This is a genomic window from Polaromonas sp. YR568, from assembly GCF_900116715.1.
Classification (GTDB): Bacteria; Pseudomonadota; Gammaproteobacteria; order Burkholderiales; family Burkholderiaceae_C; genus Polaromonas.
Window position 1 is genome coordinate 336074 of the sequence record NZ_FPBM01000002.1, and the last position, 26990, is coordinate 363063.

At 63.2% G+C, this 26990-nt stretch carries 21 protein-coding genes; 10 read left to right on the plus strand and 11 right to left on the minus strand.

What is annotated here, in order from left to right; genetic code table 11:
* Nucleotides 1-117 precede the first annotated feature (117 nt).
* The gene (locus BM408_RS06100; protein ID WP_092127972.1) at nt 118-1974 is read left to right on the plus strand and encodes an ABC transporter ATP-binding protein; all 1857 of its coding nucleotides are present in this window, start codon (nt 118-120) and stop codon (nt 1972-1974) included.
* Between the two features lie 197 nt (nt 1975-2171).
* Here the strand turns inward: BM408_RS06100 and BM408_RS22675 are convergent, their stop codons facing one another.
* From BM408_RS22675 to BM408_RS06120, 5 genes are all read right to left on the minus strand, one after another.
* On the minus strand, nt 2172-2519 hold the full coding sequence (locus BM408_RS22675; protein ID WP_139237305.1) for a hypothetical protein: 348 nt from the start codon (nt 2517-2519) through the stop codon (nt 2172-2174).
* Between the two features lie 864 nt (nt 2520-3383).
* Entirely contained in the window at nt 3384-4961 is a 1578-nt protein-coding gene (locus tag BM408_RS06105) for an alkaline phosphatase D family protein (RefSeq protein ID WP_092127974.1), read from the minus strand.
* Between the two features lie 10 nt (nt 4962-4971).
* Nucleotides 4972-7803, minus strand: coding sequence for a 7TM diverse intracellular signaling domain-containing protein (locus tag BM408_RS06110; protein ID WP_092127976.1), 2832 nt, complete (start codon nt 7801-7803; stop codon nt 4972-4974).
* Nucleotides 7800-8090: an HNH endonuclease gene (locus BM408_RS06115; protein ID WP_092127978.1), complete on the minus strand. Its 291-nt coding sequence runs from the start codon at nt 8088-8090 to the stop codon at nt 7800-7802. Before BM408_RS06115 ends, BM408_RS06110 begins: the two co-directional genes overlap by 4 nt.
* A gap of 14 nt (nt 8091-8104) precedes the next feature.
* The gene (locus tag BM408_RS06120) at nt 8105-8911 is read right to left on the minus strand and encodes a DUF2726 domain-containing protein (protein WP_092127980.1); all 807 of its coding nucleotides are present in this window, start codon (nt 8909-8911) and stop codon (nt 8105-8107) included.
* A 400-nt stretch (nt 8912-9311) separates the two neighbouring features.
* Between BM408_RS06120 and BM408_RS06125 the strand changes: the two genes are divergently transcribed.
* The 5 genes from BM408_RS06125 to BM408_RS06145 all read left to right on the plus strand — a co-directional run bounded on the left by BM408_RS06125 (nt 9312) and on the right by BM408_RS06145 (nt 13178).
* Complete coding sequence (locus BM408_RS06125; protein WP_092127982.1) at nt 9312-10205, plus strand: dienelactone hydrolase family protein; 894 nt, start codon at nt 9312-9314, stop codon at nt 10203-10205.
* A gap of 222 nt (nt 10206-10427) precedes the next feature.
* Nucleotides 10428-11195, plus strand: a complete 768-nt coding sequence (locus tag BM408_RS06130) for a basic amino acid ABC transporter substrate-binding protein (protein ID WP_092128513.1) — start codon at nt 10428-10430, stop codon at nt 11193-11195.
* Between the two features lie 20 nt (nt 11196-11215).
* On the plus strand, nt 11216-11983 hold the full coding sequence (locus BM408_RS06135) for an amino acid ABC transporter permease (protein ID WP_092127984.1): 768 nt from the start codon (nt 11216-11218) through the stop codon (nt 11981-11983).
* Nucleotides 11970-12692 carry an amino acid ABC transporter ATP-binding protein gene (locus BM408_RS06140; protein ID WP_092128515.1) on the plus strand — a complete coding sequence of 241 codons (723 nt, stop codon included), beginning with the start codon at nt 11970-11972 and terminating at the stop codon, nt 12690-12692. Before BM408_RS06135 ends, BM408_RS06140 begins: the two co-directional genes overlap by 14 nt.
* A gap of 69 nt (nt 12693-12761) precedes the next feature.
* Nucleotides 12762-13178, plus strand: coding sequence for a hypothetical protein (locus BM408_RS06145; protein WP_092127986.1), 417 nt, complete (start codon nt 12762-12764; stop codon nt 13176-13178).
* Nucleotides 13179-13207: 29 nt separating this feature from the next.
* Here the strand turns inward: BM408_RS06145 and BM408_RS06150 are convergent, their stop codons facing one another.
* Nucleotides 13208-13774 carry a TVP38/TMEM64 family protein gene (locus tag BM408_RS06150; RefSeq protein ID WP_092127988.1) on the minus strand — a complete coding sequence of 189 codons (567 nt, stop codon included), beginning with the start codon at nt 13772-13774 and terminating at the stop codon, nt 13208-13210.
* A gap of 196 nt (nt 13775-13970) precedes the next feature.
* Between BM408_RS06150 and BM408_RS06155 the strand changes: the two genes are divergently transcribed.
* The 3 genes from BM408_RS06155 to BM408_RS06165 all read left to right on the plus strand — a co-directional run bounded on the left by BM408_RS06155 (nt 13971) and on the right by BM408_RS06165 (nt 15823).
* Complete coding sequence (locus BM408_RS06155) at nt 13971-14567, plus strand: cytochrome b/b6 domain-containing protein (protein ID WP_092128517.1); 597 nt, start codon at nt 13971-13973, stop codon at nt 14565-14567.
* 30 nt (nt 14568-14597) lie between these two features.
* Nucleotides 14598-15389: a molybdopterin-dependent oxidoreductase gene (locus tag BM408_RS06160; protein WP_092127989.1), complete on the plus strand. Its 792-nt coding sequence runs from the start codon at nt 14598-14600 to the stop codon at nt 15387-15389.
* 92 nt (nt 15390-15481) lie between these two features.
* Nucleotides 15482-15823: a pentapeptide MXKDX repeat protein gene (locus BM408_RS06165; protein WP_092128519.1), complete on the plus strand. Its 342-nt coding sequence runs from the start codon at nt 15482-15484 to the stop codon at nt 15821-15823.
* Between the two features lie 71 nt (nt 15824-15894).
* On the opposite strand, the gene BM408_RS06170 is transcribed toward BM408_RS06165, so the two are convergent.
* Together BM408_RS06170 and BM408_RS06175 are read right to left on the minus strand one after the other, a co-directional pair.
* Complete coding sequence (locus BM408_RS06170; protein WP_139237306.1) at nt 15895-17013, minus strand: M48 family metallopeptidase; 1119 nt, start codon at nt 17011-17013, stop codon at nt 15895-15897.
* A 23-nt stretch (nt 17014-17036) separates the two neighbouring features.
* A complete protein-coding gene (locus tag BM408_RS06175; RefSeq protein ID WP_175541703.1) occupies nt 17037-18236 on the minus strand; it encodes a YjgN family protein in 1200 nt (399 codons plus the stop codon).
* Nucleotides 18237-18757: 521 nt separating this feature from the next.
* Here BM408_RS06175 and BM408_RS22680 point away from each other — a divergent pair.
* Nucleotides 18758-18955 (plus strand): hypothetical protein, encoded by a 198-nt coding sequence (locus tag BM408_RS22680; protein ID WP_139237307.1) that lies wholly within the window; start codon nt 18758-18760, stop codon nt 18953-18955.
* 39 nt (nt 18956-18994) lie between these two features.
* Here the strand turns inward: BM408_RS22680 and BM408_RS06185 are convergent, their stop codons facing one another.
* The 3 genes from BM408_RS06185 to BM408_RS06195 all read right to left on the minus strand — a co-directional run bounded on the left by BM408_RS06185 (nt 18995) and on the right by BM408_RS06195 (nt 26966).
* Nucleotides 18995-19411, minus strand: a complete 417-nt coding sequence (locus BM408_RS06185) for a hypothetical protein (protein WP_139237308.1) — start codon at nt 19409-19411, stop codon at nt 18995-18997.
* 133 nt (nt 19412-19544) lie between these two features.
* Nucleotides 19545-21224, minus strand: coding sequence for a ShlB/FhaC/HecB family hemolysin secretion/activation protein (locus BM408_RS06190; protein WP_092127999.1), 1680 nt, complete (start codon nt 21222-21224; stop codon nt 19545-19547).
* Nucleotides 21225-21722: 498 nt separating this feature from the next.
* Nucleotides 21723-26966 (minus strand): YDG domain-containing protein, encoded by a 5244-nt coding sequence (locus BM408_RS06195; RefSeq protein ID WP_092128001.1) that lies wholly within the window; start codon nt 26964-26966, stop codon nt 21723-21725.
* Nucleotides 26967-26990 lie beyond the last annotated feature (24 nt).

Here is a 26990-nt window from a genome sequence, read left to right on the forward strand (position 1 = left end):
GGCATCCATCGCACATACGCATCAATCCTTCCCCAATAAATCAACCCTCCTGCAGCCATAACACCTTATAAGCAGACACCTGAAACCAAAACACCTGAAATAAAGACAGCGACATCCATGGGTTTTTTCAAACGATTCGAAAGCCAGCTTCCCGCTTACCCTGACGCCGACCCATCCTTGCCGCCCAAGGGATTCATGGCCTTTCTGTGGGCCTGCACCGAAGGCGCGCGCGGCTACATCCTGCTGCTGGCGCTGCTCTCGGCGGTATTGGCGGTGTTTGAGGCCTTGCTGTTCGCCATGCTGGGCCGCATCGTCGACTGGCTGGGCGCCACGGCGCCCGCCAACCTGTGGACCGAGCACGGCACCGCGCTAAGCTGGCTCGCGCTCCTCGTGGTGGCCAGCATCGCCGCCGTGGCGTTGCAGACCACCGTGAAGCACCAGACGCTGGCCATCAACTTCCCGATGCGGCTGCGCTGGAACTTTCACCGCCTGATGCTGGGGCAAAGCATGTCCTTCTACCAGGACGAGTTCGCCGGCCGGCTGACCACCAAGGTCATGCAAACTGCGCTGGCGGTGCGCGACACGCTCTTTGTGCTGGCCGACGTGCTGGTGGCCATGGGCGTCTACATCGCCACCATGACGGTGCTGGCCGCGGCCTTCGACACGAAGCTGGTCGCGCCCTTCCTGGTCTGGCTGGCGCTCTACATCGCCAGCCTCTTTTACTTTGTGCCGCGGCTGGGCCGCATCGGCAAACAGCAGGCCGACGCCCGCTCGTTGATGACGGGCCGCATCACTGACGCCTACACCAACATCACCACCGTCAAGCTGTTCTCGCACACCCGGCGCGAGGCCGGCTTTGCGCGTGACGCCATGAGCGAGTTCATGAAGACCGGCTATACGCAGATGCGACTGGTCAGCGCGTTTGAAATCGTCAATCACGCCCTCAGCATGGGCCTGATCCTTGGCATGGCAGGCACCTCGCTGTGGCTCTGGCACCTGGGCCAGGTCGGCGCGGGCGCGGTGGCCGCGGCCACTGCCATGGCGCTGCGCCTGCAAGGCATGTCGCACTGGATCATGTGGGAGACCACCAGCCTCTTTGAAAGCGTGGGCACCGTGCAGGACGGCATCAACACGCTCTCGCGGCCCCGCACCATCGTCGATGCGCCCGATGCGGCCGCGCTGGACGTGCCGCGCGGCGAAGTGCGCTTTGAGGCCGTGAACTTCAGCTACGGCAAAAACAAATCCGTGATCGACAAGCTCACGCTGACCGTCAGGCCCGGCGAAAAAATCGGCCTGATAGGCCGCTCCGGCGCCGGCAAGTCAACGCTGGTCAACCTGCTGCTGCGGTTTTACGACCTCGACGGCGGGCGCATCCTGATTGACGGCCAGGACATCGCGCACGTCACCCAGGACAGCCTGCGCGGCCACATCGGCATGGTGACGCAAGACACCTCGCTGCTGCACCGCTCGGTGCGCGACAACATCACTTACAGCCGCCCCGGCGCCAGCGACGACGATATGCGCCTGGCCGCACGGCGCGCCGAAGCCGACAACTTCATCACCGACCTGACCGACCCGCACGGCCGCCACGGCTACGACGCCCACGTCGGCGAGCGCGGCGTCAAGCTCTCGGGCGGCCAGCGCCAGCGCATCGCGATTGCACGCGTCATGCTCAAAGACGCGCCCATACTGCTGCTGGATGAAGCCACCAGCGCCCTCGACTCCGAAGTCGAAGTCGCCATCCAGAGCAGCCTGAACACCTTGATGCAAGGCAAGACAGTCATCGCCATCGCCCACCGCCTCTCAACCATCGCTGCCATGGACAGGCTGATCGTGTTGGACCAAGGCCGCATCGTCGAAGAAGGCGACCACCGCAGCCTGCTGGCCAACGGCGGCTTGTATGCGCGCCTCTGGGCGCACCAGAGCGGCGGCTTTTTGAGTGATAACCTGGAAGAGGAAGAGCTGGCGGTTTGAGCTGGCGGTTGCGCTTAAACCTGATCTACCCTGTTGCCCGGAGGAAGGGTAGATCGGGTATCGATGAAACGATGAGGTAAGACTTCAGCAAGACTCAACACAACATCAAACCGTCATTGACTGCTTGGCCTCATCTGAGCGGTTGCCCAGTTGATCGAACAAGGCGGCAAGAGACAGATCTGAGCACAATTCAACATCTACGGCGTCTTCAAGTACGCCGCATTTTTCCAGGTAAGTGAGCCGGAAGAAATCCCGAGAAAATTGAGAACATCACTCAAGCGCGCTTCCCAAATTTGCAGTTGCGATTCAAAAAATACCTCAACGCTCCCGTTCGGCATTCCTTGGTACTTATAAATCCAAAACTCAAACCCATCGGGCAGGACAAATTTGGCCGCAGAAAAAAGGCCAAGATCGTCACAATCAGTGAAAATTCCCAGAGAACGCTGATGCGCAAGATCAACAAATTCCCCTTCAATGCTGGCGACATGCGCCAAATTTTTTCCAGGTAAAAGCTCGCGCGGGGAATTGGAAGCTGGATCTATCATGGAGCAATCCTAGTAACCGTTGAAGTTCACGTCGATCAGCCCCGGTTCTTTCGCGGTTGCCTGATGAAAACGGATCAACAAACGCGAAAACCCACAGAGGCAGGTTCAACGACACTTGACACTCCCTGATTGGAGTGTGACAAGTGCCTACGAATCCATCGGAAAGAACAAGAATCCCTCGCTACGAAAGAGTCTCCACGGAGGTATTCCTCGCTTGATATTTTCAACTTTCAGGGCCAATGGTTCTCCATCGACGAACTTAACTCTCTGGCGCTGAAGACGCTTCGTGGTCCTGATTTTTGCAATGGCAACCGCACGCTCCTCAGACCATGCCGCGACATACTCATTGCGATAAAACCCAAACTCTCTTTTATCGTCACCTAAAAGAAAAGGTTTTCCAACCAGGAAAACACAATAGATTTGAATCACTGAGGACTCCCATTCCGATGAGATTCGTCAGATCCTTGAATGCAGAAAATCGATTGAAGAGATTTAAGCCTTCGGTATTGCACTTCACGACAATCTGCCCCGCCCTCTCGCGATCGGCTGACCCTATCAGGCCCCTGCAAATTTAAATGCCCCACGGCGTATCTTTAAACTCTTCGTCCGGGCGCGCTCTTGCCCTCGCTACGAAGAACAGTACCAAGCAGATCGGCAGGGAAGCAAATGCGACATATCGCGTTGTGCCTGGCGGGAGCAAATAACTGCATACCACCGCAACAATGAGCAGCAGAGTCGCACCACGCATAACCCACTTCCATATTTTTTCCGACTGATCCAAGCTCATCCTCTCAGCAATCTGCAATTTAGGCGTTACCGCCACCCATGCCTGCGGCCAAAGTACATCCGAGGCGCAGACCAGATTCAGGCCTTCTCAACCACCGGCCGCCCCGCCTGCACCGCAAACTTGGCCAGCGTCTGCACACCGCTATCGGCGCGTGCCACGTCGTCCACCACGCGCAAGGTGGTGGTCAGGCTGCGCGGTGTGAGTTCGACCACGCCATAGCCTTTGCGTTCGGAGTCGGCAAAGACAAAGTGCGGGTTCTCGGCGAGGTACTCGGGGATCTTGGCGTTGCCGTTGGAGCGTGAGGTGAGGCTGGTGCCACAGAACTCTGTGCCGATGGACGCGCTGGCGGCATCGGCGTAGTCGGTCTTGACGTGGCCTACCCAGTTTTCATGCACATCGCCGCCCAGGATGACCGGGTTGGCGACTACATGCTTTTGCAGGGCGTTGGTAAAGCGCGTGCGAGCCGCCGCATAACCATCCCAGCCGTCATTCCAGAAAGTCTGGCCTGGCCCGCGGTGAAAGTCGCGCTGGCCCAGCAGCGATTGCTGGCCGACGAGGTTCCAGCTGCTTTCCCTGGCGGCGGCGCTGCCCCACTCGGCGTCGAGCCAACGCTCTTGCTGCAGGCCCAGCATGCTACGGGCCGGGTCGTTCCAGGTCGCGCAGTGCGCGGGGTTCAATGAGCTGGAGCCGGCCTTGCCGTCCCGCGTGCAGACTTGCGCATCTTTGTATTGCCGGGCGTCCAGCATATAGAGCGAGGCCAGGCGGCCGTAGGGCACGCGATGGTAGATGCGCATCTCTGCCCCGCTGGCCAGGCCTGCCATGGCCTGGGTGAGCACCGAAGCACGCACTGGCATGTGCTCATAAAACGCCTGGTAGGCGGCAGCGCGGCGGGCGGCAAAGTCAGGCGCCGGCGGCCCGCCGTCGCCGGGTGTGAGGCCCGCGTAGTCGTTTTGCACCTCGTGGTCGTCCCAGGTCACCATCCACGGGCAGGCGGCATGCATGGCTTGCAGCTCGGCATCACTCTTGTGCAGGGCGTAGCGCTGGCGGTAGTCGTCCAGCGTGAGCACCCAGCCGCCGGTGGGCACGCGCACGGCCCGGGCCGCGCCGGGGTATTCATAGATGTAGTCGCCCAGAAAGATCACGAGGTCCAGCGCTTCGTCACGCATGTGGCGGTAGGCGCTGTAAAAGCCGTGGTCCCAGCGCTGACAGGAGGCGTAGGCCAGCCGCAGGCGCGCGACCTCGGCGCCGGGCGCCGGGAAGGTGCGGGTGCGGCCGGTGGCGCTGAGCGCGTCGCCCACCGCAAAGCGGTAGAAATACCAGCGGTCGGGCTCCAGGCCCTGCACTTCCACATGCACCGAATGCGCCAGCCCGGCCACGGCCTGGGCCTGCCCTTTCTGCACGATGCGGGAAAACTTGTCGTCATGCGCGACTTCCCACCGTACGGCGACAGGTGCGGCGTCCTGGTTTTGCAGCGCAAGCCGCGTCCAGAGCACGACCGAATCATGCGTGGGCGAGCCGCTGGCGATGCCGAGGGTGAAAGGGTTGCCGGCGACCTTCGCCTGGGCCCACGCGCTGAGGGGCAAGTACAGCCCGGCGCCCGCCGCGGCAAGCGACTGCAAAAGCTGGCGCCGTTGAATCAGGGTGGCAGTGCTCATGGTGAAGCCCTTAGCGGCGGACCGGCAGGCGCACGGTAAAGCGGGTGCCGTGGCCCGCGCTGCTGTCCACGGCGATGGTGCCGCCGTGGATGTCGACCGCGTTGCGCACAATCGCCAGCCCCAAACCCGTGCCCTGGATGGTGCCTACATTGCTGGCACGGTGGAAGGATTCAAACAGGTGCGGCAGTTCTTCTTCCGGGATGCCTATGCCTTCGTCGGTCACTTCCATGGCGATCATGTCTTCGTCGTCACGCACCTTGAAGAGCACGAGCCCGCCCAGCGGCGAATATTTGACGGCGTTGGAAAGCAGGTTGCCGAAAATATGGCGCAAGAGTTTTTCGTCGTACAGGCCCAGGCCGGGCGAGGCTGTGTATTCCAGGCGCAGGTCGCACAGGCTGTCGGGCTGCTGCATGCCGGCTTCTTCCAGCAGCTGGTAGCACAGCTTTTGCAAATCCAGCGGATGCGGCTCGAACTCCAGCATCTGCGCGTCGGCCTTGCCCAGCAGCAACACGCGGTCCAGCATGCCCGTCATGCGCTTCACGCCGGCGGCGATGCTGTCCAGGATTTCCAGCTTTTCATGTTCCGGCAGGCGGCTGCCGTAGTGCCTGAGCAGTTCTTCGGCCGACAAAATGCCGGACAGCGGCGTACGGAACTCGTGGCTGGTCATGGCGACGAAGCGGGTGCGCAATTCATTGAGGGCCCTTTGCTGCTCCAGCGCTTCCTGCGTGTCTGCTTCGGATCTTTTGCGTTCGGTGATGTCGAGGAAGGCCCAGATCACGCCCGAGTCGGGGTCTTTGGGCTGTATGCAGCTGCCGGCCATCTCGGCCCAAAAGAGCGTGCCGTCACGGCGCCTGAGCTGGCGCTCGGCGATGTAGCTGCCGGTCTCTATCAGGGTCTGGCGTGCTTCCTTGCCGAATTGCTCCCAGGTGGCCAGGTCGGGATGGATGTAGCTGGACGGCTTGCCGATCAGCTCCGCCCGCGGGCTGCCCATCATCTGGGCGAATTTCTCGTTCACCCATTCGTGGCGCCGCTGCACCGACAGCACGATGCCCACCAGCGCGCTGTTGAGAATGGCTTCGCGCTCGGACGAGGTGCGCACCAGCTGCGCCTCCAGCTCTTTGCGCTGGGTGATGTTGATGATCACCCAGACCGTGCCCTGGCTGAGGTCGCGCTCGCTGACGGCCTTGCCCGACAGCGACACCCAGATCCGCGTGCCGTCAAACTGCTGCACCTGGATTTCGGCTTCATAGTTCTCGCCCCGGGCGACGCAGGCGGCCACCTCGCCGCCCACGCGGATGTACTCCTCCCGCGACAGGTAGAACGGCTCCATCGAGGTGAGCGCGTTGCTGCCGGCGCCAAAGACTTTGAGCATGGCCTGGTTGGCCCAGCGAAAGCGCCCGTCAGGCGTGAGGAAGGCGATGCCCACGATGGAGTTCTCGAGGATCATCTCGCGCTCTTTGAGCTGCGTGCGGAAGTTTTCCTGCGACAGGCTCAACGCCTCCACCATGGCGTGCTCAGCCAGGATGCGCGCCTGGGCCAGTTCCTTTTCGCGCCGGGTCACGTTGATGCGGTCGGCCAGCGCAAACGACAGCACCACCATTTCAAGCGCGGAGCCGATCAGCAGGGAGTTGGCTGTGAGCGCATTGGATGGCAGCACGCCGGTGTTGTGCAGCGCCAGGGTGACGACGCCGACCAGCAGCAAAGCCCAGGCCGCCAGAAAGTATTTCGCGCCGGGGTGGCCCATGCGCAGGCTCAGCACACCCACCATCACCAGGGTGATCACGCTGAAGACGGCCAGCACCGTCACCATCAAGGACGACACCACATAAGGCAGGGTGAGCGCGGCCAGCAGCGTCAGCAGCCAGCCGGCGACCAGCGCCAGGATCAGGCGGTCCAGGCGCGGCATTTTGGTCGCGCTGGACAAAAAGCTGCGCGCAAACAGCAGGCCAAAGACCGCCGTCGCCGACATGCCGGCCGGCGGCGAAACACTGTTCCACCAGAGCAGCCCGGGCCAGAGGAATTGCGCGCCAAAACCCGTGAGGGCCGCCTGCGCAATCGCCATGCAGGCCACAAAGGCGACATAGATCAGGTAAGGCCTATCGCGCACCGAGAAAAACAGCAGCAGGTTGTACAGCAGCAGCCCGATGAGCAGGCCAAAGTACAGGCTGATCGTGGCGTACTCGGCCTGGTCATGCTTCCACAAGGCGGCGGGCCGCCAGAGCTTGACCGGCGCCGACACCGTGCCGCCCGACATCACGCGCAGGTAAAGGGTCTGGGCGGCGCCAGGTTTGAGGCGCACCGGCATGACGTGGTTGCGGTGCACGACGGCACGCTCGGCAAAGGGCGAAAGGTCGCCCCCCACCTGCCGGCCAAAGCCGCCCTTGCCGTCGGGTGTGTAGAGCTCCAGCCGGTCCAGCGGCGGGTAGGCCAGCTCCAGCATCCAGTCGGCGGGCGCGTCGCGCTCGGTGCGTAGCGTCACGCGCAGCCAGATGGCCGAGGAGGTCAAACCGAAATTGGTGGCCGAGCCGGTTTGCGGCACGGGCTGAAAGCGCGACTGGGCATCCGGCTTCAGGATGTCGGCCAGGGTCAGCTCACCGCTTGCATCGTCCAGGTAAGTGAAGGAGCGCGAGAGTGCGTAGCTGTCGTCGTTGGCGATGGGGAGCTCGCCCTCAGCGGCGGCGGTGATGGAATTGGGATTGACCGGGTTGGCGGCGGCAGCGGTGTTTGCCGTGTTAGCGGCCTTTTTTGCCGGGGCTTGCGGCTGCGCGCCGGCGCCCATCGCGATTGCGGCCAGCAGCAAAGCGGCCACGGCCCGCGCAAGGTGTGCGGCGCGCTTTGTCATGCTTTGCCTGCACCGGCGGTGGCCGCATGGCGCCTCTGCACCCGGCCGGGCAATGTGGCCGAGGCCGGCACCTGCCCTGCCGCGTGGCGCTGGCCGTTGCAGATTTCATGGCTGATGGCCAGGTTCTCCGCGTGGCTGTTGCCGCCCTCGCTCAGGGGCTGGATGTGCTCCAGCGTGGCGGCCTCGCGCGTGACATGTTCGCCGCACACCCAGCACGGCACCACGCCATGGAGCTGCCGCGCCACGGTCTTGTAGATCTTGTCCCGCGTATGCCCCAGCCGGCTCACGAATCGGCCGCTTCCTATTCGAGCTTGGCCGGCCGCGTGTCCGCAGGCTGAATGAAGGAGTCTTCCCACTGCACCGCAAAACGGTCGGTGTCGCCGCCGCGCAGGCCACTGCCGCCGTCGGAGCTGAAGCCGATGTTGCGTGTGGCGGCAGCCTGGGCGGCCTCCTGCTGGTTTTCCTTGTTGAGCTCTTTGAGCGCGGCGTCCTTGGCAGCTTTTACGCGCTCGCGGGTGAAAGACTCCAGGTCGGCGTGAAAGCTGCTGTCGCCGCCGCGGGTTTCCTCGGCTTCCTGCGCCAGCTCTTCAGGGATTTCACCCAGAAAAGCCGCGCGCATGGCGCTGACGGTAGGCGGGCGGCTGGCCCTGACCGTGGTGTAGGCCACGCCGCAGTCGGACAGCAGGGTTTCCTTGAGCTGGCGGCTGGCCCGGCTTACATCGCGCTTGCCGCGCAAATCGACGCAACCCACCACCTTGCCGTCAAGGCTGCAAATGGTGAAGGTGGTGTAGACGCCGTTGAGCAGCTCAAGCAGGCGCGCGTTCTTTTCCCTGTCTTTTTCCTTGTCTTTTTCTTTTTCGGTCGGGATGGTGAAACGCAGCACCGGCAGCTTGACCATGACCGTATGGTCGTGGAAGGTGCTGCGCAGCCATTTCCATACTTCGTACTCGTCGTTGGTCACGATGCCGCGTACGGTCAGCGGCCATTTGTGGGGGATTCGCAACTTTTCACCCGCCTTTTGCCGTAACCAGAAGGCGTAGAGCAAAACACCGCCTACCGCGCCGACAGCGACGCCCAGCAATGCCATCAGCCATGAAATCAGGTTCAAGATACAGTTCTCCTCGATTTTTGGGGGCTACGGCGCCACAGACGATGCAGTCAGGCAATCCCCGTTGAGCCCAGTGAGTCACAGAACGCCAGCCGTGTCAATCAAGCGGCCGGCGGTCCAAGCCCTTATTAAAACAGGTTTTTACCGGCCTTCGGCCAAATTGCAAACCAAATTAAGCCCCTGACCCAGCCTGCATGCCCGTTAGCAGCTATATTTTTCATAGCAATCCGGTTTGCCCAGCCGCTATTTTCACGCCTTGGCAACATCGCAAGGGTATCCAGGGAACATCAGAAGCCGTTCACGGTCTAAACAGCGCCCCACCTCAACCGCCAACCGGGCGCAAGGCCTTTGCCAGCCGGCGCCCGAATCGTTATGCTGGATTTTTTTTGCAGGAGCCGCCATGCCACTCAAGACCGCCCAGGACTTTGACCAGGAACTGCTGATTCTGTTTGATGCCTATGTGCACGGCACCCTGGACCGGCGCGGCTTTCTGGAACGCGCCCAGAAATTCGCCACGGCCGGCATGAGCGCCGCGGCGCTGCTGGCAGCCCTGAGCCCCAACTTTGCGGCGGGGCAGCAAATTGCCAAAGACGACAGCCGCATCAAGACCGAGATGGTCAGCTACCCCTCGTCCGCCGGCACAGGCACCGTCAAAGGCTACCTGGCCAAGCCGGCCAATGCCACCGGCAAACTGCCCGGCGTGCTGGTCATCCATGAAAACCGGGGCCTGAACCCCCATATAGAAGACATCACGCGCCGCCTGGCGCTGGACAACTTTGTGGCTTTTGCGCCCGACGCCCTGACGCCGCTGGGCGGCTACCCGGGCGACGAAGACAAGGCACGCGAATTGTTCGCCAAGCTGGACCAGCGCAAGTGCACCGAGGACTTTGTGGCCGCCGTCACCTACCTCAAAGGCCGGGACGATTGCAGCGGCAAGCTGGGCGTGGTCGGTTTCTGCTACGGCGGCGGTATGACGCACACACTCACCACCCGCCTGCCTGAGCTCAACGCTGCTGTGCCTTTTTACGGTAACCAGCCTGCCGTGGAAGACGCCGCCAAGGTCAAAACCCCGCTCTTGATCCATTTCGCGGCGGTCGACGAACGCATCAACGCCTCCTGGCCCGCCTATGAGGCCGCTTTGAAGGCGGCGGGCGTGAACTACACCGCCTACCAGTACCCGGGCACCCAGCACGGCTTCAACAACGACACCACGCCGCGTTACGACGCCACCGCCGCCAAACTGGCCTGGGAACGCACCCTGGCGTTTTTCAACCGGCAGCTGCGGACCGGCTGATTCCCGGCAGCTTCCGGACGTCTTTCGGGCCCCTTCCAGGCGCCTTCTGGACGCCTTCCGGACGCACTTTTCCCCGGTTCACCCCTGCCTCCTTGGCGAAAACCCTGCCCGGAACCCTCCGGGCACGGCTTTTGCAGGCGTTACCATTGGCTACTTTCGCTTTTCCGTCCCCCTTTGTGCGGGCCGCCAGGCATTTCCTCCACCCTCTTTCTGGACATCACCATGAAACTCCTCCACAAAATCGCCGCCACGGCCGGCCTGCTCACCCTCGCGCTCGGTACTGTCCACGCTCAAAACAAGGAGCTGGTCGTCGGCTCCAGCGCCACCTACCGCCCGTTTGCCTATGAAAGCCCGACCAAGGAAATCGTCGGCTACGATGTGGACATGATCAAGGCCGTCGCCCAGAAGGCCGGCCTGCAGATCAAGATCGTCAACACCCCCTGGACCGGCATCTTCGCCGCGCTGAACAACGGTGACGTGGACCTGATCATCTCGGGCGTCACCATCAACGACAAGCGCAAGCAGTCCTATGACTTCACCACCCCTTACTTTGAAGCGCGCCAGCTGATCGCCGTGCAAAGCAACAGCACCGCCAAAGGCCTGAAAGACCTGGCCGGCAAAAAAATCGGCGTGGTCACCGGCAGCACCGGCGACGACATGGCTTCGCGCGAATTCGGCAAGACCAACCCCGATATCCGCCGCTTTGAAAGCACCCCCGTGGTGATCTCCGAGCTGGCCAACAACGGCCTTGACGCCGCCATCGGCGACAACGGCGTGATCGCCTTCCGCACGCAGGAACACAAGCAGCTCAAGACCGTGAGTGACGCGAGCTTTCCCAAGGAATACTTCGGCATCGTCGTGAAGCAAGGCAACAAGGCCCTGCTGGACAAGCTCAACGCCGGCCTTGCTGCCGTGAAGGCCGACGGCAGCTACGCCACCATCTACAAGAAGTGGTTCCAGGCCGACGCCCCAGCGTTGCCCGCGCAATAAGCGCTTAAGACTTCTTCGTTATGGAGCAAGTTCTCTGGTTCGGCTGGTTCCGGGCCGACATCATTGCAGAGTACGGCGTGCTGTTCTGGCGCGGCCTGCAGATGACCATCACGGTGACGCTGATCTGCATCGCGCAGGGCACGTTGCTGGGCCTGGCCATCGGCATGGCGCGCGTCGCCGAGTCCCGCCACTCACCCGCGCGCGAGCTCTGCAAGTACGCCCTGCGCTGGCCTTCCACCGTGTATGTCAGCTTTTTCCGCGGCACGCCGCTGTTCGTGCAGATCCTGCTGATCCACTTCGCCGTGCTGCCGGTGTTCATCAACCCGGCCGACGGCCTGGTCATTTCGGGTGAAACCGCGCGCAACATCAAGCAGAACTACGGCGCCTTCCTGTCGGGCATCGTGGCGCTCACGCTCAATGCCGGCGCCTATATCTCTGAGATCTTCCGCGCCGGCATCCAGTCCATCGACAAAGGCCAGGTTGAAGCCTCGCGCTCACTGGGCATGTCGTTTCCGCGCACCATGTACCACGTGGTGCTGCCGCAGGCGTTTCGCCGCATGCTGCCGCCCCTGGGCAACAACGCGATTTCGCTGCTGAAGGATTCGTCGCTGATCTCGGCCATCGGCCTGGCCGAGCTGGCCTACGCCGCGCGCACCGTCGCCGGCGCCTATTCACGCTACTGGGAACCCTACCTCACCATCTCCGTCATGTACTGGGTGCTGACGCTGGGCCTGGCTTACCTTGTCAAGAAACTGGAGGCTCGTTATGGACGAGGTGATTCGCGTTAACCGGCTGACCAAGCAGTTTGGTCACACCCCGGTGCTGCGCGGCATCGACTGCGCCATCAAGGCCACCGAAGTGGTGTGCGTCATCGGCCCTTCGGGCTCCGGCAAAAGCACCTTCCTGCGCTGCCTGAACGGCCTGGAAGAAGCCACCGGCGGCGAAGTGCTGGTGCACGGTGTGTCGGTGCATGAACCGAAAACCGACGTCGACGCCCTGCGCTCAGAAATCGGCATGGTGTTCCAGCGCTTCAACCTGTTCCCGCACAAGACGGTGCTGGAAAACATCACGCTGGCGCCCACCAAGGTGCGCAAGCTGACGGCGCTCGAAGCACGCAACCGCGCCAGTGAGCTGCTGGTCAAGGTCGGGCTGCTCGAGAAGATCGACGCCTACCCCAACCAGCTCTCGGGCGGGCAGCAGCAGCGCGTGGCGATCGCCCGCGCGCTGGCCATGCAGCCGCGCATCATGCTGTTTGACGAACCCACCTCCGCCCTCGACCCCGAAATGGTGGGCGAAGTGCTGGCCGTCATGCAGGCCCTGGCCGAAGAAGGCATGACCATGGTGGTGGTGACCCACGAGATGGGCTTTGCCCGCCAGGTGGCCGACCGGGTGATGTTTATCGACGAAGGCCTGGTGATTGAAGAGGGCTCACCCGCCGAGATCTTTGACAGCCCGAAAGAAGAGCGCACCAAGCGCTTTTTGAGCAAGGTGTTGTAAGTCAGGGGCCCGCATGATCTGTGGGCCTTTTTCTTTTGCCCACCTTTTGCCTGCCCACAGGAATAACCCATGCCGCAACTGCCTGGTCTGCTTCCCACGGCTTTCACGATTTTTGCCTATGTCGTCTGCATCAAGCTGGCGGCCAGACTCTATCGCCGTACGCAGTTGAGCTGGAAGCACGCCGCCGTTTTTGGTGTTGTGCTGTTTCTTGTGCTGCTGGCCGTCGGCACCTGCGTGAGGGCGCTGAACCTCATTTCAGAGCCCGTATCAGCCGCACTCCTGGACATCGCCACCGGACTGCTGGCGCAACTGGCCGTGGGCGCCTGGTTCCTGGGGCCGCGCGCCAGGACGGCTACCGGTGCGCCGGTCGGATTCAAGGGCGGCGCCTTGCTGGCCCTCATCACTTATGCGCTGGTTTTTTTCCTGAGCACTGCAGCGGCACTTCTTCTGCCCCTGCTGGCACGTATGGCCGGTATTTCCGCGTAGTTCCGCGCAATCCCGCGTAAACCCGCAACTCAATACCCCGGCACCTTCAGCACCCGCGCCAGGTAATCAAAAAACACGCAGTACAGCGCGATCGGCAGCGGCAAGCCCAGCAGCGTGCCCACCAGGTAGTCGCGAAACTTCACGCCCGACATCGCCAGCGCGTAATTCAGCGCCGGCACAGTCTGCAGCAGCATGCGCAGCACCACGACACTGGCCACCGGCCGCGCATCGAGTTGAGCGAGGATGCGCTGCGCCCAATTCCCTTTGATCTGCCGCAGTGCATCGCCGCCCAGCAGGCGTATCAGCCAGAAGGTAAAGGCGCAGGAGACCACCGCCGCCAGGTAGGTGGCCACGCCGCCCCACACCTCGCCCAGCGCCAGCACCGCGGCCGCCAGGAATATCCAGCCGGGGATCTGGATCAGGTTGCCCAGCGCGAACAGCGCGATAAAGATCAGCAGCCCGGTGGCCTCGTTGTCCAGAAATTTCTGGTGCAAAAAAGCCAGGCTGAAGTTGTCACGCAAGCCCGAGACCTGAAACACCGCCAGCAACAGGCCCAGAAAGGCCAGCACGGCGAACAGTCGTTTGAAGCGGTGCATCTGCGGGGTCTTGCGGTGTTGGCGGGAAGTTCCCGCGATTTTGCCTGCAAATAAATTTTGCCGGCCTGTAAGAAAGCCGCGCCCGGCCCGACCAAAGCCCAACACGCAGCAAAACTGCGGCGGAAATCCCGGCCTTTCCTTTCTTCTTCCTTTGAAGAAAGCGCCGGACATCGCGGACAACCCTGAGGAGCGTTTGATGAAAACAAGCAACGAGGCCATACACCCCGGCTGGCTGCGCGCCATGCACTGGCTCAATGCGCTGGCTGTGGTGGTGCTGATGATGAGCGGCTGGCGCATCTATAACGCCACGGCCTTCCTCGGCTTTGCCATTCCCAAGGAACTCACGCTGGGCGGCTGGCTGGGCGGTGCGCTGCAGTGGCACTTCGCGGCGATGTGGCTGCTGTTCTTCAATGGCCTGCTCTATCTGGGCTTCAACCTCTTTACGCGGCGGCTGTTTCACAAGTTTTTCCCGCTGTCGGTTAAAGGCATTTTCACGGACCTGCTGGCCGCGCTGAAAGGCAAGCTGGCCCATGCCGACCCGCGCCACTACAACATGGTGCAGCGCCTGGCCTACCTCTTTGTGATGGCTGACAGCGTGCTGATCGTGCTGTCCGGCCTGGTGCTCTGGAAGTCGGTGCAGTTCCCGCTGCTGCGCGAATTGATGGGCGGTTATGAAGGCGCGCGCCTGGTTCACTTTTTTGCCATGGCGGCGCTGGCCGGCTTTGTGGTGGTGCACCTGGTGATGGTGGCGCTGGTGCCGAAAACGCTGGTTTACATGCTGCGCGGCCGCTGAGCGGCGGCGCACAAGTCTCAAGGAAGCTCCATGAAAATCCAACGCCCTCCACGCCTGAACATCGACGGCGATGCCGTCCTCCAGGAAGCCGTTGACCGCATCGCCACGGCCCACAAGCTCTCGCTGGCCCGCCGCAAGTTTCTGCGCGGCTCGCTCACCCTGGGTGGCCTGTCCATGCTGACCGGCTGCGTGCTGGACGACAGCGAGGCTGTCAACACCGCCCTCACCCGCATCTCGCGCATCAACGATGACGTGCAGGGCCTGCTGTTTGACCCCAATCGCCTGGCGCCCACTTACCCCGACTCCATGATCACCCGGCCCTTCCCCTTCAACGCTTATTACGGCGAAGACGAAGTGCGCGAGGTCGAGGAGGAAAGTTACCGCCTGGAAGTCGCCGGCCTGGTGGCCGACAGGCGCAAATGGTCGCTGCCCGAGCTGCGCGCGATGCCGCAGGTCGACCAGGTGACGCGCCACATCTGCGTGGAGGGCTGGAGCGCCATCGGCAAATGGGGCGGTGTGCCCTTCTTTCATTTTTTGCGCAAGGTGGGCGCGGACACCACGGCCAAATACGTGGGTTTCAAGTGCGCCGACGATTACTTCACCAGCATCGACATGGCGACGGCGCTGCACCCGCAAACCCTGCTGGCGCTGACCTACGACGGCCAGGTGCTGCCGCCCAAATACGGCTTTCCGATGAAGCTGCGTATGCCCACCAAGCTGGGCTACAAAAACCCCAAACATATCCAGGCGATCTTTGTGACCAACACCTACCCTGGCGGCTACTGGGAAGACCAGGGCTACAACTGGTTCGGAGGCAGCTGAGCACGCTCAGAGGCCCTGCAACGCCGGCAAAGGCAGCGACCCTTGCCGTTTTTTTCTCAATGACTTTCCAACATTCTTTCAAGGACAACACCATGAACACCACACTGACCGCCTCCCTCCTTTCGGCCTGCCTGCTTTTTGCCGGCGGCAGCGCCATGGCGCAGGACGCCATGAAAAAAGACGCCATGAGCAAGGATGCGATGAGCAAGGACGCCATGGCCAAAGACGGCATGAAAAAAGATGCGATGGGCAAAGATGCCATGGCCAAGGACGCCATGGGGAAAGACGCTATGGGTAAGGACGCCATGGCGAAGGACGACAAGATGGCAATGGCCAAGAAGGACAAGATGAAGAAGGATCACATGGCCAAGGACGGTATGAGCAAAGACGCCATGAAAAAAGACGCCATGGGCAAGGACGAGATGAAGAAGTAAGGCCCTGCGCGCGATACCCGTATACCCGGGGCATGGCCTGGCGCCCTGCCCCAGGTCTCAATGCCTGCGCGTTAGCGTTCGGCGGCGGCTTCCGTGAAGTAGCGGATCCGCTCGGCGTCGGCGGGGTGCGAGGCAAAGGCAATGCCCAGCCAGGAGTCCTGCTCCGGCAGCTTCTCGCCGGCAGGCGCACCCTCAGCGGATTCGCCTGGTTTGCCGGCCTTGCCTGATTTGGCTGCTTCGGCTCTTTGGGCGGCGATCTTCTCGAACAGGGTCACCATCACCGCCGGTGAAATGCCGGCCGATTTCAATATGCGCACTGCCTCCTGGTCGGCTTCACGCTCGGCATCGCGCGAATAACTGGCCTGGCCGAGCAACACCGGCACGCCGGCCAGCACGGTGCTGAAGTCGCCCACCACCATGGCGGCCAGCCCGCTCAGCGCGGTGGCCTGTATCAGCATGCGCAGGCCGTGGCGGTGCCGCACATGGCCCAGCTCATGCGCCAGCACGGCGGTAATGACTTTGTCGTCGCGCCCCACCAGTTCCACCAGCTCGTCGGTCATCACCATGGTTCCGCCCGGCAAGGCAAAGGCGTTGGGGCCGATGCGGCTGCGGCGAAACACCAGCTGCCATGCCGGCACGCTGCCGGGCGGCATGGCGCTGACGGCTTTGGCAAACGCGTCACGCAACCGCGCCTGTTCGGCCGCCGGCAGCTTGCTGGGGCGCATCAGGTGCTCATCGATCACGGCCAGCGAGGTGTCGCCCAGCGAGCTGTCCACACTCAATGGCGTGACGGCGACCACGGCGCGCGCCGCCACCGGCAGCCCCCATTGCTGGATCACGGCAAACACCACCACCAGCGCCACAACGCTGGCAATCACCCAGCGCCAGCTTTGCTGCATCGTCACCACCACCGACTCACGGCGGCCGCTGGCGCGGCTCCAGTCGTCCCAGGCGGCGGCATCGGCGCACTGTACGGAGCCGCCTTCGGTGAAGTGCGCCACCCGCATGCCGTGGCGCGTGCGTTCGGGCCACTGCACCTTGCGCAGCGCCACGCGGCGATGCACGCCCTCTCCCTGGATCAGCAGTTCGCCGCCTTCGAGCTGCAGCGTGACGGGCCAGGCGCGGCCGCTGGCGCCGTCAAAATAACTGGCGGTCAGCGTGGGTGCCTGGCTGGCTGGCGTGGTCGTCATCAAAATTAGAGCCTAGTCAAAACTCAGAAGCCAATGTCAAGGCCGAACAGGTCGCCGCCGGCCTCACCGGCCGCATCGCCCTCCACCACGCCGGCCATGGCGATCAGCGTATCCGGGCTCACCCGTGTCTTCACTGTCACGGCCTGAAGGCGGACGCGGGCCAGCGCCACGGCCGCGAAGGGCCAGTAAAGCCCCAGCGTGAGCACGATCAGGAACCAGTTTTTCAGCGTCACCCACAGCAGCGACCTGAAGCTCAGGCGGCTGATAAAGCGCAGGGACACATTGCCGGTGCGCGTCCACACCAGGTCCTGGAAGCGGGCCGTGGCATAGGGTTTGGCGATGATCATCATGGCCATCATGCCGGCGAAGATGCCGAACACGGCAATCGTGATGACAGGGCCCATGGAAGACCGCGTCAAGGCGCCGCTGGTTTTCATCGAGTAGAGGATGGCGCCGGCAATACCCACCGGCACCAGCAGCGGCAACACCGTGACGCCGATGATTTTGAAGAAGAGCTTGTAGAACGATCCCAGTGTGGCCTTGAAGCTTGTCTGCAGGGTCGCCAGCGCGTAGTGGTTGTGCTGGTATTTCTTGAGGTTCCAGAGCAGCCAGGGCAACACGGGCAGCGTGGCCAGCATCACCACGCCCACCAGCTGGAGGTACCAGGTCGGCGGTTTTTCAGGATCTGCCACTTGGGTCAGCGCAGCCAGTATCACCAGGCTGGGCACAAACAGCGGCAGCACTGCGCGGTAAGCATCGCCCAGCGAGCCCTTAAACCTGAAACGCAGGCTGCGCCAGCTGGTATTGGCCATGCGGAACTGCATGGCGGATTTGAGCAAGGCGGGCCACAAGGCCGCCACGATCAGGAGCGCAATAAAGCCGGCGATGGAAGAAAACTTGCCGGCGGCGGAATAGATCATGAACAGCAGGCCGACCAGGAGATAACCCTTGAGCAGCTTGGTCGGGTCGGCATGAAACCCCAGCGGCTCACCGCCGACGACCGTGTTGCCATAAAAGTAGCGCAGGCGCCGCACTTTGGCCCACGGGTAATAAATGCCGGAAGTGACTATGAGCAGCAGCAGGTTGACGATCCAGATTCGGAAGTATTCGCTGCCCGAGCCGGTGAACTCGATGCTGAGCTGGTGTGTCTGGTCGGCTGGCGGCGCGTAGGGTGTCTGCGGTGGTGGTGCCAGCGGCGCGTCTGGGTTGTGTAGGGGCTCCATCGATTGTTTCCTCCCGGGTCGTTGGTCGTTAGTTATTGGCATGCAGGTGTGACCCGCATTTGTTTTGTGCTTGTTCTCAAATAATGTAACGCCCCTTCGCGACGAAGCGGCGCTGCGGCTGGATCAGCCGCGCTATGCCGCCGGAGGGGCCGCCACGGGCGCAAGCCACAGCGCTGCGGCTTCGGCGGGCTCCATGCAGCGCAAACCAGGGTCTTGCCAGATTGTTCCGGCTACTTCCTCAAGCTGGCCAAGCTCTACGGTGCGCCAACGCTCGTGCAGACGCTCCGCACAACGGGCAAGCCACTGAGGCTGGGGACTGGGCGGATCGGAAGGACCGGCAGCGATGGAGCGCATGGTTGAGGGCATTGTTTCCATGGGTAAATCATAGTTGATTTACTGTATGTATGTACAGTATATTTATCCATCAACACAGACAACCCCATCAGCCAAATCAGCCCAACCGGCCCTACCAGCCCAAACAAAACAGCCAGGTGGCCCTCATAAACACACAAGGGACTTCAATGCAGCTCTCACATCACCCCCCAGCCCAGGCCAAGGCGCCCGTCACGCCTCTCGTACGCCCGCAGCAAGGCCGTGCGCCGGCCTCCTGGCCGTTTTATGTACAGGCGCCCAGGCCGCTGTCGCGTGACATCAAGGTCAACGCGGCGAGAGTTCTGGAGACCGCTGCGCGGTATTTTTTCAGCGCGCCCAAGGCTTGAAGCGCTGAAGACGATTAAGGCAGCGCCGGCCGGGCAGCCCTAAAAAATGCGGATCACGCTGAACACCACCAGGCCGATGGCCATGCCGAAGCTCAGTGCGTGCACATTGGCGGCCATGGTGATGCGGCGCATCAGCTTCAGGCCATAGGTGTCCTGCGAGCCCAGCAGGAACAGGATGCACATCTCGCGCCGCGCCAGGGGGTCGACCGCGCTGCGCTCCTTGAGCGCCTTGTGCATGGAAACAGACAGATAGATCGCCAGCAGCGAGGCGATGCCCACAATCGGCACAAACCAGCCATAGACCGCCCGCGCCGGCAGCTTGGGGGCGTACCAGGCACGCAGGACTTCGACGGCGGCAAGAATCAGAAAGCCTGCGGCAAACCCCATCCATTCATGGGTGCGAAATCTCGCCATCATTTGCCGGGCCCTGGCTTCCAGGGATAGCTCGTTCGTCATGCGGGGTCACCTCTGCAGGCGTGGTGGCCGGCGCGAGGGGCCTGGAGCCCCGGCACCGGCTGACGCGGGTGCCGCCATTCTGTAGACGAAACCCCGCCCCGGCAATACTGCAATTGCAGTAGGCGGAGCTAGATCAGAACGCCACGGAAGCCTGCATCCACAGCGTAGGCCGCTTGGCCGACGACGCGGGGATGGAGGTCGGCAAGCCGCCGTCGGTGCGCCAGGCCAGGGACGAGCGCAGCTGCACAGGGCCCAGGGCGGCGTTGACGCCCACGCCCACGCCGGCCAGGTTGCGGCTGTTGGAGGCAGCCGGGCCAAACGGGTTGCGGTTGATGGTGACGCTGCCCCAGTCATAGAACAGGGTCGCCTGCACGTTGGGGATCACGTTGTGGCGCAGCTCGACCGTGCCGCGCAGGCCTTCGTCGCCGCTGGCTTCGCCCTGCGGATAGGCACGCACGCCGTTGATACCGCCCAGCGAGAACTTTTCGGAGGAATCCAGGTTCTTGCTGGCGGTCTGGCCGCTCAGCGACACCGCCAGGAAGGTGCTGTCGGTGAAGCGCTGCAGGCGGTTCAGGCCGTAGGTCATGCGCGTGTAGCTGCCGTTGGAGCGGGCCGAGGCCGCATCGATGGCCAGCGCCGTGGGCGAATTGATGCTCAGGCTGCCCAGGATCACCGACAGGTCCAGCCCGGTGATGCCGCCGCCGCCCAGGGCGTCCTGCAGGCTGCCCGACAGGCCGAAGCTGGTGGTGGTGACTTTCTTGGGCGTGAAGGTGTTCGTGCCGTCCACATAGTCTTTAAGGCGCTTGTCTTCCAGCGCGACGGTGCCGTTCAGGTTTTTGAACTGGCTGCGGATAAAGGGGTAAGCGGCAAACAGGCTGGCGCTGGTGGCCGTGCCGTGGGCCTGCAGGGCTTCAAACTCTTTGCCCAGCTTGTAATGGATATCGGAATAGGCCGCGCCTACCTTCAGGCCGTCGCTGCCGACGGGCAACTGGTAAGCCAGGCGGGCAAAGCTCAGGTTGTCGCCGGCGGTCAGCAGGTTGGCGGTGAGCTGGTCGCCGATTTTCAGCGGGCTGACCACATTGAAGGTGCCGGCGACCCGGTATTCGCCGGTGTAGCGGCTGCCGTAGTTGTCGAGCACCACATTGCCGCTGTAAGGCTTGGCGGGGTTGACTTCAATCAGCAGCTCGGAGGTGCCGACGCTGGCGCCGGGCTGCAACGTGGCGCGCGAGGTACTCACGCCCGGTGTGTCTTGCAGCAGCAGCAGGCCGCGGTCGATCTGGTCGCTCTTGATGACGTCGCCGTCCTTGATCTGGCCCAGGTAGGCCTGGGCGCGTTCGTCGGACAACAGCGACTGGTTGTTGATCTTGTGGCTGGAAATACGGCCTTCGATGATGCTGATGGTGATGGCGCCGTCAGTGATGTCTTGCGCGGGCAAATAGGCGCGCGCCACGGCAAAGCCCTGGCTGCGGTAATAGGCCGTGATGCGGCGTGCGGCGGCATTGAGCTGGGTCAGCGAGCGCTCGGCGCCCACCAGGCTAGCCACCAGCGGCTGCAGCTGCTCAGTCGGGATTTCCTTGTTGCCGTTGATGGTGACGGACTTGACCATTACCCTCGCCTCGCCCTTCTGGCTCAGGTCGGCGGTCTCGTCGATGCGCTGCAGGGGCGCGGCTTGCGGCATGGGCGCCGGCGGGGCCTGCTGCAGGTCGCGCAGCACCTGGCCGGCATCGGGCGCTGTCTGGGCCCAGGCGCCGCTTTGCAGGGCCAGCAGCAAGGCGGAAGTCAGTGCGGAAAGAGGTAGAGGGTTGAGTTTCATGAGACAGGCTTGTTTTATTAAGTAGGGATGCGAAGCAGGTTTCCCCTGGCCACCCCGGGGCGGCCAGAATTTTTTCGTTCGACCGCTGGATGGCAACCACCCCCTCCGGCTTTCACGCGGCTCGGTGTATCGACAGGTAACCAGCCCTCTGGATCCATGCGATTCTGTGTATCGACAGGTAACCAGACAATACTGCAAATGCAGTAGGGCCTGCCCTGCACACCGGTTGCAGCAATGTCGCAGAGAGAGCCCGCCCTGTATGTCCCTATTTTTGGGGACACACCCCGTGCCTGGGCCATTCCCAGGCGGAGAGCGGTCTTCCGGGCAAGTCGGCAAGGGCTGTTCATGCGGTTAACCGGGCAAAAATCCGGCCGGGCTGGATTGGCTCGATGGTAGGGGCAAATTGGGTATTAAAACCATTCAACTTATTACGGTTGAAACAACTGAATACATGGCGCAGGCCGATTTTGCCCGCAGCCAGGCTAATCCCTGATCCGGTCATTCCCCACCCCCTTCCCGCGCATCCGCCGCGGCAGCGTTCAGAAAGCCTCTTTTGGCTTCATCGCCAGAGCCGCCGCCCTCGGCGGAAAGCTGAAAACCGCTTGGGCTGCCAGCGGTGTTTTTCGACGCGTCATAAGCGCCCACCAGCACCGTGCCGCCCAGGGCCGCCGAGGCGACGTCCCCCCCGTTGAGGGTCAAGCGGCCCTGCACAAAACGCAGGCTGTAGTTGCCGTTGGCCAGCAGGCCGCCCAGGGTGATCTCGTACTCACCCGCCAGGTAAGCGCCCTGCGCGCTCCCGCCGTAGGCCAGGCTGCCGGCCAGCACCGTGGCTGCCGTGTCGCCGGTGGCCAGACCGTTGTAGAGCACGCCATTGCCGCCGCTGTAAGGGTTGCCGCTCGGCTGTGTGTCGTTGTTGGCCGTCACGGTCAGCTGTTTCGGTGTGATGTCCGCCGTGGTGGCGGCCGTGCTGCCGCTGATGAGGTTGTAGTTGCCGGCATCCGCGCCGCCGACGGCAATGCCGGTGACGCTGACGGCCTTGTTGAGCCCGGCGTTCTGGTCCGCGAAGCTGGCGTTGCCGGTCAGGTTAAGCACGTCACCCGTCAGGCCGTTGCCGCTGAACGCGACGCTGGCGGCCGTGGTGCCGTCATAGACCTTGCTGACGCCATTGGCCTGAACCACCAGGTCGGCCTTGTTGATGGTGGCCGTTGTGCCGGCCTGGCTGGTGATGGCGTAGTTGCCCGCGTCAGCACCGCTGTAACTGCTGCTCAGGTTGACGGTTTTGTTGGCGCCCGCGTTTTTGTCGTTGAACAAACCAGTGGCCGCTACGTTCACCACATCACCCGCAAACAGGCCGCTGTAACTGGCGCCCGCCGTGCTGACGGTAGCCGCGGTGCTGGCGTTATAGGTCTTGTCGCCGGCCGTGATGCCGCTCACCGTCAACGCGGCCCGGCCTATGGTGGCCGTGGTTGTCGCCTGGTCGGTGATGGCGTAGTTGCCAAGGTCAGCGCCGCTGTAGCTGCTGCTCAGGTTCACCGTCTTGTTGGCGCCGGCGTTTTTGTCGCTGAACAAACCGGTGGCGGCCACGCTCACCACGTCACCGGCAAACAGGCCGTTGTAACTCGCCCCTGCCGTATTGACGGTGGCTGCGTCGCTGGCGTTGTAGGTCTTGTCGCCGGCCGTGATGCCGCTGATGGTCAGCGTTGCCTGGCTGATGCTGGCCGTCGTTGCCGCCTGGCCAGTGATGGCGTAGTTGCCCGCATCGGCGCCGCTGTAGCTGCTGCTCAAGGCTACCGTCTTGCCGGCGCCCACGTTCTTGTCGCCAAAGACGCCGGTCGCGGCCACATTCACTACGTCACCTGCAAACAGGCCGCTGTAGCTGGCGCCCGCCGTATTCACAGTCGCCACATCGCTGGCGTTGTAGGTCTTGTCAGCAGCGGTGATACCGCTCACCGTCAAATTGGCCTGGCTGATGCTGGCCATTGTTGTGGCCTGGTTGGTGATGGCGTAGTTGCCCACGTCGGCGCCGCTGTAGCTGCTGCTCAGGTTCACCGTCTTGCCGGCGCCTGCGTTTTTGTCGCTGAACTGGCCGGTCGCGGCCACGTTCACCACGTCACCTGCAAACAAGCCGCTGTAGCTGACACCCGCCGTGCTAACGGTCGCTGCGCCGCTGGCGTTGTAGGTCTTGTCGGCAGCGGTGATGCCGCTCACGGTCAACGCCGCCTGGCTGATAGTGGCCGTGGTACTGGCCTGGCTGGTGATCGCGTAGTTGCCCACGTCGGCGCCGCTGTAGCTGCTGCTCAGATTCACCGTCTTGCCGGCGCCCGCGTTTTTGTCGCTGAACAACCCCGTCGCGGCGACATTCACCGCGTCGCCAGCAATCAGGCCGCCGTAGCTGGCGCCTGCGGTATTGACCGTGGCTGCATCGCTGGCGTTGTAGGTTTTATCGCTGGCGGTGATACCGCTGATGGTCAGCGCAGCCTGGCTGATGCTGGCCGTGGTGCTGGCCGCGGCGACGACATAGTTGCCGGCATCGCTGCCGCTCAGGCTGTTGGCAATGGTGACCGTCTTGCCGGCCGCCGCGTTCTTGTCGCTAAAGCTGCCGCTTTGGCTCAGCGCCACCGTATCACCGCTGACGAGGCCGCTCAACGCGCCGCCACCGACGCTGGCGACGGCCGTGCCGTCGTAGGTCTTGTTGGCCGCCGTGGTGCCGGTCACCATCAGCGTGGCCGCCGCGATGTCGGCGGTGGTCGTGCCGCTGCTCGATGCCAGCACGTAGTTGCCTGCGTCGCTGCCCGAAACGCTGCTGGTGTAGCTGACGGTCTTTCCAGCCGCCGCGTTCTTGTCGCCGAAGGTTCCGCTCTGGCTGAGCGCCACGGTGTCGCCGCTGATGAGGCCGCTCAACGCGCCGCCACTGACGCTGGCGGCGGCCGTGCCGTCGTAGGTCTTGTTGGCCGCCGTGGTGCCGGTCACCGTCAGCGTGGCCGCCGTGATGTCGGCGGTGGTGCGGCCGCTGCCCGATACCAGCATGTAGTTGCCGGCATCGGCACCCGAAACGCTGCTGGTGTAACTCACCGTCTTGCCGGTGCCGGCGTTCTTGTCGCTGAAAGTTCCGTTCTGGATGAGCGCAACGGTGTCACCGCTGATGAGGCCGGTCAGGCTGCCGCTGAGCGTGGCGGCCGTCGTGCCGTCGTAGGTCTTGCTCGCAGCGGCGCTGCCGCTGACCGTCAACGTGGCGGCGGTGATCGTGGCGGCGCCGTCTTCGTAGCTGATGTCGTAGCCCTGCTGGCCAGAGTACAGGCCGCTGGTGCTCACGGCGTAGCTGCCCACGTTCTTGCTGCTGGTGCTGTAGGCGGCGGTGCCGAGGATGAGGCTGGTGTCGGCGCTGCTGCCGACCGGGGTGTAGCTGCCGTTGAGGCTGGTTGTGCCGTCATAGGTCTTGCTGACGTCGCCGGTCTTGACGGTCAACGCAGTCAGAAAGCTGCGCAGCAGCGGCATGGTTTTGCCGTCATAGATGCGCCAGACCGAGGACGAGCCGCCGGCCGTTGCCACGCCCCAGCCTGCGGCGCTGTAGGTGCTGGCGCTGGCGGCCTCGCTGGCGCTCAGGCCGCGGGTGAGGCTGTCGATGGTCGCGGTGCTATACCGGGTGCCGATTCCCCTCGTGCTGACGCTGTTCAGCCAGAAGGAGGCCGTGATAGTGCCGCCGTTAACGCCCGCCAGCGCGCCCACGTTGCTGGGTCCCGAAACGCTGCCGGTGGCATAGGAGTTGCTGATGCGGTTGTCAGCGAGGGCGGTGCCCACCAGCCCGCCGACAACGCCGCCTGTTGCCGAAACGCTGCCGGTGGCATAGGAGTTGCTGATGCTGCCAAAGTTGGACTCGCCCACCAACCCGCCGACCCGGACGTATCCCGAAACGCTGGCGGTGGCATAAGCGTTGCTGATGCTGCCGTGGTTCACGCCCACCAGCGCGCCCACGGAGATGTAGCCGCTGACGCTGCCGCCCACCAGACCGATATCGCGGATCACGCTCCCCCTGTCGGTGTAGCCGAACAGACCCGTGTTGCCGTTAAGGTCTGAGTTGATGGTCAGGTTGCTGATGGTGTGCCCCAGCCCGGCGAAAGTGCCGTTGAAGCGGTAGTTAATGCTGCCCACCAGCCCCCTGATGTAGGGGGTGCCGCTGGCATCCAGATCCCCGGCCAGCGCGTACTTGCCGGTCAAAGAGCCCGTGCTGTCGATCGCGTCCAGCGCGGCCATGTCGTGGATCAGCGTGTAGGCCGTGCCGCTGATGGCCAGCGTGGCATTGGCGCCGCTCAAGGTGATAGGCGCGCCGACCTTGTAGTCGGTGCCGCTGGTGACGATTCCGGTCGCGGCGTAGTTGCCGTGGTTCAGCTCCAGGCCCGCACTGGCGCCGGTGGCGGTGATGGCGGCGTTGATGTTGATGTTGTTGTAGGCGTTCAGCGTCAGCCTGGTGTTGGCGCTCCATGTGACGGCGGCGTTGACGTTGATGTCGCCGCTGCCGCTGCCTGTGCTGGCGTCGGTTTCCAGCGTGACGCTGGTGGTGGCCAGGTTGGCCGACAGCGTGTCGGCACCGATGCCGCTGGTGGTCTGCGTGCCGCTGCCCGATGAGATAGTGAAGTCGGTCGGATCGATCAGCCAGGTGCCGGTCTTGCCGGCGCCGGACAGGGTGCTGACGCGGGTGCCCGCTGCCACCTTGACATGGGCGGCGGATGTTTCGATGAAGCCGCCGTCGCCACCGGCCGGGGCGCTGGCATCCAGCGTGCCCGCCACATTCACCGTGCCGGTCTCCATGTCGCCCATCAGCAGGATGCGGCCGGCCTTGTTCTGGAAGGTCCTTGCTTCAATGACGCCGGTGTTGTTGACGGTGGCCGTGGTCAGGCTGTTCATGGCTTTGGCCGACAGCAGCACCTGCCCGCCATTGGCCTGGATCAGCTGTTTGTTCTCGGCCAGCGCATTGATGGCGCCCTGGTCGATGCTGTAGCCGAGCAGGCTGCCGTTGTCGAGATTGAGCGTGACCTTGTTGCCGGCAGCGAGCAGCGCAGTGCCCAGGCTTGCCGTCATCACACCTTCATTGCGCACCTCAGGCGCCAGCAGCGTAAGGTAACCGCCGGGCGCGGCGTTGAGCGTGCCCTGGTTGACGACTGAGCCACCCGAACCGGTGAACACATGATTGCCGTTCATGAAGTCGGCATTGCTCATGCTCAACGTCGAAGCCACCAGGCCGCCCACATTGACCTGCGAGCCCGCGCCGAAGAGCACGCCGTTCGGGTTCAGGATAAACACCTGGCCGTTGGCTGTGAGGCTGCCGAGGAACTCGCTCGGGCTGCTGCCGGTGATACGGTTCAGTGCAATCGCTTGCGCATTGGGCTGGTTAAAAATCAGCGCCTCATTGGCCGCCGTGGACAAACTGGTCCAGTCGATCGCCACACGCTGGCTGCTCTGGTTGATCGTTGTGGCATTGCCCACGGTCGCAATACCCGCAGCCCCTGCCGACACGCTGGCATTCGCCGCATTCGCAGCCTGGGCTTCGTGCGGCAGCATCATCAACGCGGCCAGCATGGCCAGCGCACCCCGGCAGAGGAAATTGAGTGAGAAGCCCGCGCTGGCAAAGCCGGCCTGGACGGCGTCCCGGCTCGAGCCGCCCTTGCCGCGTCCCCTGGCGTTCTCGGCCACCGCCACCCAGAGGCCCGAGGCCATGTTCCATACCAGACGATAGATGCGGTTCATACAGGCATGGCTTTCATAACGGGG

What these genes read in the sequence shown, in the direction of transcription:
- BM408_RS06190 (WP_092127999.1), bottom strand. Translation starts at nt 21,224, where the DNA reads ATGAAACTCAACCCTCTACCTCTTTCCGCACTGACTTCCGCCTTGCTG.
- BM408_RS22675 (WP_139237305.1), bottom strand. Translation starts at nt 2,519, where the DNA reads ATGATAGATCCAGCTTCCAATTCCCCGCGCGAGCTTTTACCTGGAAAA.
- BM408_RS06160 (WP_092127989.1), top strand. Translation starts at nt 14,598, where the DNA reads ATGAAAATCCAACGCCCTCCACGCCTGAACATCGACGGCGATGCCGTC.
- BM408_RS06155 (WP_092128517.1), top strand. Translation starts at nt 13,971, where the DNA reads ATGAAAACAAGCAACGAGGCCATACACCCCGGCTGGCTGCGCGCCATG.
- BM408_RS22680 (WP_139237307.1), top strand. Translation starts at nt 18,758, where the DNA reads ATGCAGCTCTCACATCACCCCCCAGCCCAGGCCAAGGCGCCCGTCACG.
- BM408_RS06195 (WP_092128001.1), bottom strand. Translation starts at nt 26,966, where the DNA reads ATGAACCGCATCTATCGTCTGGTATGGAACATGGCCTCGGGCCTCTGG.
- BM408_RS06105 (WP_092127974.1), bottom strand. Translation starts at nt 4,961, where the DNA reads ATGAGCACTGCCACCCTGATTCAACGGCGCCAGCTTTTGCAGTCGCTT.
- BM408_RS06130 (WP_092128513.1), top strand. Translation starts at nt 10,428, where the DNA reads ATGAAACTCCTCCACAAAATCGCCGCCACGGCCGGCCTGCTCACCCTC.
- BM408_RS06150 (WP_092127988.1), bottom strand. Translation starts at nt 13,774, where the DNA reads ATGCACCGCTTCAAACGACTGTTCGCCGTGCTGGCCTTTCTGGGCCTG.
- BM408_RS06185 (WP_139237308.1), bottom strand. Translation starts at nt 19,411, where the DNA reads ATGACGAACGAGCTATCCCTGGAAGCCAGGGCCCGGCAAATGATGGCG.
- BM408_RS06100 (WP_092127972.1), top strand. Translation starts at nt 118, where the DNA reads ATGGGTTTTTTCAAACGATTCGAAAGCCAGCTTCCCGCTTACCCTGAC.
- BM408_RS06135 (WP_092127984.1), top strand. Translation starts at nt 11,216, where the DNA reads ATGGAGCAAGTTCTCTGGTTCGGCTGGTTCCGGGCCGACATCATTGCA.
- BM408_RS06175 (WP_175541703.1), bottom strand. Translation starts at nt 18,236, where the DNA reads ATGGAGCCCCTACACAACCCAGACGCGCCGCTGGCACCACCACCGCAG.
- BM408_RS06125 (WP_092127982.1), top strand. Translation starts at nt 9,312, where the DNA reads ATGCCACTCAAGACCGCCCAGGACTTTGACCAGGAACTGCTGATTCTG.
- BM408_RS06145 (WP_092127986.1), top strand. Translation starts at nt 12,762, where the DNA reads ATGCCGCAACTGCCTGGTCTGCTTCCCACGGCTTTCACGATTTTTGCC.
- BM408_RS06165 (WP_092128519.1), top strand. Translation starts at nt 15,482, where the DNA reads ATGAACACCACACTGACCGCCTCCCTCCTTTCGGCCTGCCTGCTTTTT.
- BM408_RS06110 (WP_092127976.1), bottom strand. Translation starts at nt 7,803, where the DNA reads ATGACAAAGCGCGCCGCACACCTTGCGCGGGCCGTGGCCGCTTTGCTG.
- BM408_RS06170 (WP_139237306.1), bottom strand. Translation starts at nt 17,013, where the DNA reads ATGACGACCACGCCAGCCAGCCAGGCACCCACGCTGACCGCCAGTTAT.